This window comes from Haloquadratum walsbyi J07HQW2 (genome assembly GCF_000415985.1).
Classification (GTDB): Archaea; Halobacteriota; Halobacteria; order Halobacteriales; family Haloferacaceae; genus Haloquadratum; species Haloquadratum walsbyi_B.
The window spans coordinates 103046-110593 of sequence record NZ_KE356561.1; the positions used below are offsets into that span (position 1 = coordinate 103046).

The 7548-nt window shown below is 44.5% G+C and carries 8 protein-coding genes; 4 read left to right on the forward strand and 4 right to left on the reverse strand.

Going from position 1 to position 7548, the window contains the following annotated elements:
• Positions 1-301 precede the first annotated feature (301 nt).
• Entirely contained in the window at positions 302-1234 is a 933-nt protein-coding gene (locus J07HQW2_RS00590; protein WP_021053205.1) for a minichromosome maintenance protein MCM, read from the forward strand.
• On the opposite strand, the gene J07HQW2_RS16850 is transcribed toward J07HQW2_RS00590, so the two are convergent.
• Positions 1168-1602 (reverse strand): hypothetical protein, encoded by a 435-nt coding sequence (locus tag J07HQW2_RS16850; protein WP_021053206.1) that lies wholly within the window; start codon positions 1600-1602, stop codon positions 1168-1170. The genes J07HQW2_RS00590 and J07HQW2_RS16850 overlap by 67 nt on opposite strands.
• A gap of 308 nt (positions 1603-1910) precedes the next feature.
• Here J07HQW2_RS16850 and J07HQW2_RS00595 point away from each other — a divergent pair, with 308 nt between their 5' ends.
• From J07HQW2_RS00595 to J07HQW2_RS00605, 3 genes are all read left to right on the forward strand, one after another.
• Entirely contained in the window at positions 1911-2321 is a 411-nt protein-coding gene (locus J07HQW2_RS00595; protein WP_021053207.1) for a hypothetical protein, read from the forward strand.
• Between the two features lie 553 nt (positions 2322-2874).
• On the forward strand, positions 2875-3831 hold the full coding sequence (locus J07HQW2_RS00600) for a transcription initiation factor IIB (protein ID WP_394324618.1): 957 nt from the start codon (positions 2875-2877) through the stop codon (positions 3829-3831).
• 619 nt (positions 3832-4450) lie between these two features.
• Entirely contained in the window at positions 4451-4981 is a 531-nt protein-coding gene (locus tag J07HQW2_RS00605; protein WP_021053209.1) for a hypothetical protein, read from the forward strand.
• Between the two features lie 149 nt (positions 4982-5130).
• Here the strand turns inward: J07HQW2_RS00605 and J07HQW2_RS00610 are convergent, their stop codons facing one another.
• From J07HQW2_RS00610 to J07HQW2_RS00620, 3 genes are all read right to left on the reverse strand, one after another.
• Positions 5131-5310: a hypothetical protein gene (locus J07HQW2_RS00610; protein ID WP_021053210.1), complete on the reverse strand. Its 180-nt coding sequence runs from the start codon at positions 5308-5310 to the stop codon at positions 5131-5133.
• Positions 5307-5732 carry a WD40/YVTN/BNR-like repeat-containing protein gene (locus J07HQW2_RS16855; RefSeq protein WP_021053211.1) on the reverse strand — a complete coding sequence of 142 codons (426 nt, stop codon included), beginning with the start codon at positions 5730-5732 and terminating at the stop codon, positions 5307-5309. The genes J07HQW2_RS00610 and J07HQW2_RS16855 overlap by 4 nt, the downstream gene beginning before the upstream one ends.
• A 602-nt stretch (positions 5733-6334) precedes the next feature.
• Entirely contained in the window at positions 6335-6835 is a 501-nt protein-coding gene (locus J07HQW2_RS00620; RefSeq protein WP_021053213.1) for a cupin domain-containing protein, read from the reverse strand.
• Positions 6836-7548: the final 713 nt, after the last annotated feature.

Below are 7548 nucleotides of genomic sequence, written 5' to 3' on the forward strand. Positions count from 1 at the left end.
CCACATTTGGCTGTTGTTTTGAAATCGTTGTTTTAATATTGACTCATCAAACCATGCATTAATACAAAACGGCTCATTAATACACTGAGTAACAATTGCTATTCGAGAACTGTGGGTCAACTTATAGAAACAAAACCCTGACTGAATTATTATTGTTTTCTCCAAATCCATATTATACTATTCATAAGTGCATAATTGACTATTTGCTTTATATTCCGTTATAGTAAAATTTGTATACCAGAGTTCATACTGTTCGGTAAAGAATAATATATACATCCATACAAGACTACCCTATTCAAAAGTGACTTTCGTAGATATTACCAACTCTATCGCAGCTGACGAATTAATTGTTAATGAGTTTCAAGAATCTGTTATCCAGCCACACTATGCACATGATATTGTGTCTTTTGAGGATGCGATTGACGACACATTCTATATGCAGTGGACAAATATTGACAATTCATATCCTGAATTCGCAGCTGACCTTATCGATCAGCCAACAAAGTTCTACTATCAAGCCGAATACGCACTACGGGAATTTGATCCTATTGTTGAGAATGCTGAACTACGTATCATAGGGTGTCCAGACCAAACTTCAATCCGTGATCTTCGGGCAAAAGACATCAATACCTTAGTTAGCATAGATGGGATCATTTCAAAAGTAACCGAGGTGAAACCAGAATTTACTGTAACAGTATTTCAATGTGAAGAGGATGGGCAGGAAGTCAGTGTATTTCAAACTGACGAGTCATTCACCAATACTACGTGCCCAGATTGTGGACCTGAACTTTCCGAAAGTCAGATCAGCTATACAGAAAGTAGCTTACTTAACTATCAGAAAGTCCAAATGCAAGAAACTCCTGAGAATGTACTTGGCGGAGACAATCTCCAAGCTATCGATATCACTCTCATTGGGGATATAACTGGCAATTTCTCTCCTGGTGATCGAGTTGTAGCTACTGGGATTCTTCGAGAGAATATGAGCACTGTCGGAAACAATCAAAAGAGATCAATTCCTGATACATATGTTCAGGGATTTTCACTTACGAAGGAGCAGCAGGAATTTGAGGAACTCATCATCACCGATTCAGATGAAACTCGAATTGAAGAATTAGCGAACTCATATGATATTTATGAACGATTATCCGAGAGTATTGCATCATCGATCTATGGGTATGAATATGAAAAACTCGCATTAGTGTTACAATTATTCTCAGGCGTAACAAAAGTGTGACCACTGATTGGATCTGTATCATCAATATACACTGTCCGCTTAGAATCCACAGTTGGTTCAATAAGGGCAGTTAACCCACTTCTTGTATCAATTCGAGTCGTTTCAGTTGGTTCAGTCGATTCAGTCGTTGATGCAGAATTATCTGAGCTAATTAATTTTTGATTATCTATACTATGTTGATGTTCATCAATTATGTCCGTAATATCATCAGCAACAAGCACTGTGTAGTTAGAAGAATTTTCTAAGATAAATGTAACAAGATCGTGAGTAACTGGACTTTCAGTGAGTAACTCAACTGCAGAAGGAGTGATACCGATACCAATACCAGAGTTAACAAATTTTTTAGATAGCTCACGCAACGAATTCATTAATTATAGTAGAATCTGTATAGATATAATTCTACTGTGTGGCTGTAAAATAAACTTTTAATTGTCGATAGATTCAAGATTATATCTGAGACAGAGTAGCCGAATCGATAATCGTTCAAAGAAAAGCTTGCACCAAGACAATCTGAATGCCCACACAAATCGGTCGCGGTAATTGAACGAAGCGATGCGTTTTTTGTATCCGTTGAATGATTTCATAAAAACAATAGAAACATTCCTAACACCATTCACTATAATTTTGACATAAGTATATTATACTTGCATATGCCTCTATGAGATACACACTACAAATGAGTAAAATGAATTATCATACGTACATTATTGATCTATTGGCTAAATTTGATGCAAACGCCATTACATATAACTCATCAGAAATGGCAAACGGTATTATTTGTTCACTAAATGGTGACCCATCTCATACAGTCCGTGAGGGAAATGCGGTATTCTTACTCGTTGAGCTGATCGACAACAGCTGGACTATTCAACATATTGCTAGCGAAAAATGTAATATATCTAAAATGTATTGCGAAGCAAACGACGATGTGCTTTCTGTTCTTGTTGAAGGAACATTATTTTTTCATCCATTTAGGAAGAACACATATGTATTCGACTCAGTGTACGTATGGGAAGTTGATGCTGAGAACGCCGATATCACAGGTGCTCACAATAAGAATATACTCTTTAATAAGAAAAGAGCTTAATCGGTAAGCTCATTAATGATGTTGAACATAGCACGAGTCTGTGTCTTATTTTTATCTTGGAACTGTGGATTCCTTCTAATAACAAAGTTAGATTTTCATCCATATTTCTCTCTGAGTCGTTAATTGCATTGAGATATAATCCAGAAATGTTACTATATGATACTGAGTTAGCTACCCTAATATGGTTGGTTTCATTTGATATCAATATTTTTATATCGTCTCGTAGATTCAGGTGTTTAGTGCCTTCATATTTATTTGGTTGCATCGAAACGCAGATGAGGTCAGTTTCATTCGTATAATTGAGTCCGATACGCAGGACTCGGTCCGTTCACTCGTACATTGAATAATACAGTTTGAGGTGTACTAAGCCCCATTATTTCAGCCATAGAATACTACAATTACGCTTCATAATGTAATTTGGACCGACAGTTATATTCTGAGATGTATTCGTGACTGATCAGAGTCATGATTACATATGTCGATTTTTTAACAGTAGTTTTATGTTCATACACTTAAACCATAACCGCATATGGATCGACTAGTGGGTAAAACAATCAGAGAATCACAAAGGCAAGATTCAGAGGAAACACAAACAAAGCAGGGAAAACAAATTGAAATAGTAACGTGTCCAGATTGCGACACGCAGTCTATTATTCGAGATGAATCTCATGGTGAGCGTCATTGTCATGAGTGTGGGCTCGTTGTCTCTGAGAATGAGATTGACCATGGTCCTGAGTGGCGAGCATTCAATCCCTCAGATCAAGAATCTAAGTCTCGAGTAGGTTCACCAACACGAAAATCAATGCATGATAAAGGATTGACAACAACAATTGATTGGAAAAATAAAGATACCTTTGGGCGAATCTTGTCTCCGAAAAAACGTTCTCAAATGTTACGTCTTCGGAAATGGCAACAACGAATCCGGACAAAGGATTCAAACGAACGTAATCTTCAATTTGCTCTTTCAGAAATTGATCGAATGGCTTCTGCACTCGGCTTGTCACAACAAATTCGAGAAACTGCTTCAGTTATATATCGAACAGCTCTTAGAAACGATCTAATTCGGGGTCGTTCAATTGAGGGGGTCACATCAGCGAGTTTGTACGCTGCCTGCCGACAGAATAGCATTCCCCGGTCACTATCAGAGATTTCACAAGTTGCCCGTGTTAATCGAAAAGAAATAGGGAGAACATATCGATATGTCAGCTCACATATTGGATTAGAGCTTGAGCCGGTAGATCCAAAAAAATACGTGCCACGTTTCTGTTCACGGCTTGAGGTTTCGAATCGTGTCGAGCAACAAGCAAATGAAATTATCGATGAAACAGCAGAAGCGGGATTATTATCAGGGAGATCACCAACTGGATTCGCAGCAGCAGCAATTTACTCTGCTGCACTCCTTTGTAACGAAAAGAAAACGCAAAGAGAAGTTGCAAACGTTTCTAACGTAACTGAAGTCACGATAAGAAATCGATATCAAGAACAGATAGCTACACTGCAGTCGTTCTAATCGTTTCAACATTTTCGAGGTGGAGTCCCTTTCCTCAAGGAACGAGCAACACGAGCGAGTAGAGAGGCGAGAGATCGACAACCACCTTGGGGAGACAGAATAATACATTATTTAAGAATTAATAGTACGTTTGTAGAGCTACGATGGCATCAGATGCTGAGTGTCACCGTCGACCCGCCATCACACGGCTCGACAGGTGCAACATTGCATCCAACTTACGTGTGAGAACAAGCATACTCAGGCTGGCGTCAGAACCATTGCTAAAGACACGGTGAAGCGAGAAACAGGCTTGAATGGTCAGCATTCGACTCTTGCCTGTCACGAGGTTGCCAGCAGTATCCAATCCTGCATCGAACGCCGAAAAAACGACAGACAAGCGACACAACTGCACAAAATCTGAATCAGTATAGCGGAACTTGTAGTCCCCCCGCGTCGTCCACTGGACGTCAATTCGCCCACTATCAGCCCCACAAAGGTCATGCTCAAGTCTGACCTCCAGCACTGCTGGATTAAGATAGTCGTCCAGTGAGGGAGTCGCGAGCGGCTCTGTCTGAGTTCGACTTCATCAGCCACTGCGGGAGCAATTGAAATCACTGAGGCACCCGCATCAATATCGCCTGTGGATCAACCAGACGTATTATCGACACAACTGCAGGTGAATGTCGATCCAAGCGACCTCCCAGGCGACGGGAGTGAATCTGATCCATACGAGATCGCGAATGCCTCCGAATTACAGGCGATGGAAGATGACCTGGATGCAAATTACGAGTTAGTGAGCGATATTGACGCCTCAAACAGACGCAATTCAATAATGGAAGTAGGTTTGACCAGATCGGAGGATCTGTTTTCGACGAGAATGCCCCTCCTCCATTCAGTGGGTCAGTTGACGGAAATGGTCACACAATTATTGGACTCAATTGACCGTCCGAGTGAAGCTGACGTTGGGTTGCTCGGATATGATGAGGGAATATTCACAGATGTCACGCTCACAGACGTGACATTCAGTGACCGGAACTCCGTGAGTGGACTCATCGGAATAAACAATGCCGATGGAATGATACGGAGCGCAACACCTTCGGGGAGCGTGACCGCGACTGGAGAGGTGTTTGGAGGACTCGGTCTCGCGCACATGTGCTCACTTATCACCTAGTTACTCATAACCGAGAGGTGGTCACTGGAGCGTGTGGTCTTCATCTTGAGGAGTAAGTGGCTTGAGAGGCAGGGCGTCTCGTCACCGGGGAAGACTCCGTCTTCTGAACGACCTCGCGGCAGTCGACCTGCTCCGCCTGTAGACCCACATCACCCAGAACTGCTAACTTCTGCGCCACTTTGACCACCATTTTCGGGGTCTACATCGGTGGTATTAGATGAGTCCACGACTGGTGTGTAGCGACCTGTCACATCTCCAGATGTCGGAACTGTTGCAAGTTCGGTCCATTCAGATCCGTCACCCCGAAGGACATGTCCACCGTGTGTCACAGCGACAAGTGTGTCACCAATCGTCCCAAGCCAAGCACAGTCACTATTTCATCAGCGCACGGAATTACAATTCGTTCAACCGATTCACCGTGGACATCAACAAGTTGTGGGCGAGCTTCAGGCTCGTTCCACGTTGAGGAGTTTGCCATCGCGCTGGCAGCGTATATTACTCCGTCGTGTTCGTGTACAGCCCGGAAATACGGCTGTTCGATTGAGGTATCGAGACGGGTCCAAGACTGACCAGGGTCAGAGCTGCGATACAGTCCCCGCCCTGTCGCAGCAACGTACTCACCGGAACCGACGACGTGGAGTTCGTGAATATCATTGGCGACGCTTTCGTGACGCTCAAACCAGGTCTCACCGCTATCCTCGCTGCAGTGAATTCCCCCGACCTCAACACCCACGACAATCCGCGATGACACACCGGGATGACCAGGGTCGACATGAACATCGCGTATCTGCGCAAGGTTCTCGTGGCGTGGCAGTCGCCACTCCCCACGCGAGGGGAGCCTCTGGAGACCATCACACTCCTCCCAGGTCTCATCATCTGCCGGTACCGTGGTATAAACAGCTGCGGGACGGGTGCCGGCAAACAGTCTGCCGACCCGTGTTGCCCCAACAGGATATACTTGCTCTCGTGGGACCTCAAGATTCTTTCACTCACCGTCCAATCGACGGGACAACCCTGTCTGTGTTGCTGCAAATATTCCCCTGATAGCCTCGAATTGAGTCAATCTCATCACACGACGTCCTGAGAACTTGTTTCGGTGTCGCACTGCTACTGTCTGTTGGGAGATAATAGACACCATCATCGCTACCGATGTACATACTGCAGTTATCAGAAAGAGAGATGCAAAAAACCTCTCTGGGTAGTGGGACTCAATGAGAACCGAATCTCATCCCTCTGAAGAAGGTGGTATATGACCTCGATCGGTAGCGAAGCCTCTGTCTCTGGGCCTTTGAGGCCCTTGATAATGCCCACTCTCACATCGAGATCGGCGATATTCGGAAAGCGAATAACGATCTAATCGGGGTCCGACTCATCTGGCCAGTAGTCGACGTCGGCGTCCTCTGGGTAGTATTTTGTCAGCTTCCGACCCTCGTGGCGCCCTGGGGGTGTTCCGGTGTAGACGCCGACTTTGTCCATGTCGGGATAAATCACTACGTCCGGGTCCTGCATCGTTGAGATGGCAAGATAGCGTAACGGGACATCATCCTCGCTGTCGTTTATCACGCGGTGGCCGCCGGCTTCGCCTGCCGGGAGAGATACGTAGTCGCCCGCTGAAACCGCATGAGTACCGTCCTTGAGACGGACAGATCCTGTCCCGCTCAGGACATATATTGCCTCATCGTTTCCCTCATGATAATGATACGGCCATGAGCGTTTGTCAGGGGGAAGCTCATACAGGCTACAACCGATGTGTTCGCCATCCGCTGCGGCTGACAATTGCTTCCGGCGAAATGTCGTCTCTCTCTCATCGGTGTTGGTCTCAATCCACTCAATGTCGTCGCTGTTGACATGCATGGCAGTCGTAATTGAGTATCAATCTCTAAAACGATTCACTGTCATTAATTATTATATTACTCAGATGTAATTGAATTATATTCGGAGGAGAGTCAACTGATCACAATAGTTTGATCAGAGTAAACAAAGATCATGGCTCCGCGGGGTGCCCAACTACGAACCAACCGACGATCCGGATGTTCCCTGGCGAGTTTGCTAAGATCGATTGTGCACCGACTCAGATCTCTCAATGTGATTTCTTACCGTTGCAACGGTAGCTGAGAATGTCATGAGAAGGTGTATAACTGTGCTTCTAACCTTCTGAGTTCTGAGTCTGAGATCGGCAAGAAGGAGAGGTATCTCTCCACTTGTCCTATGACGATCCTGGTGCCGATGTTCTCGATTGGGTCAAATCTTCTGTCGCGTCACGGGGAGTCATTGTTAGAGAAAAAACAGAGAAGATTGATCATCCTAATCCTACCCGTCATTTGTCGAGCTCAATGATCCGAATGCCAGTCTCATTGATCCAGTCCGTCGGGAGATCATATCCAATTCGATCTCCGAGAGTTCAACTCACTCGTAATACTTGCACCAGGACAGTCGACTCATCTCATCTCATCTCAGATTCAGAACTCCAGAATGACTCTTTGCAATCTGCTCACAGACACAGAGTGAGAGACATATCGAACAGAATGAACCCCTGCAAGGTCGATTCCTCGGACTTCCATACGAGT

Coding starts and splice junctions, on each gene's coding strand:
- J07HQW2_RS00620 (WP_021053213.1), bottom strand. CDS start 6,835: ATGCATGTCAACAGCGACGACATTGAGTGGATTGAGACCAACACCGAT.
- J07HQW2_RS16850 (WP_021053206.1), bottom strand. CDS start 1,602: ATGAATTCGTTGCGTGAGCTATCTAAAAAATTTGTTAACTCTGGTATT.
- J07HQW2_RS00595 (WP_021053207.1), top strand. CDS start 1,911: ATGAGTAAAATGAATTATCATACGTACATTATTGATCTATTGGCTAAA.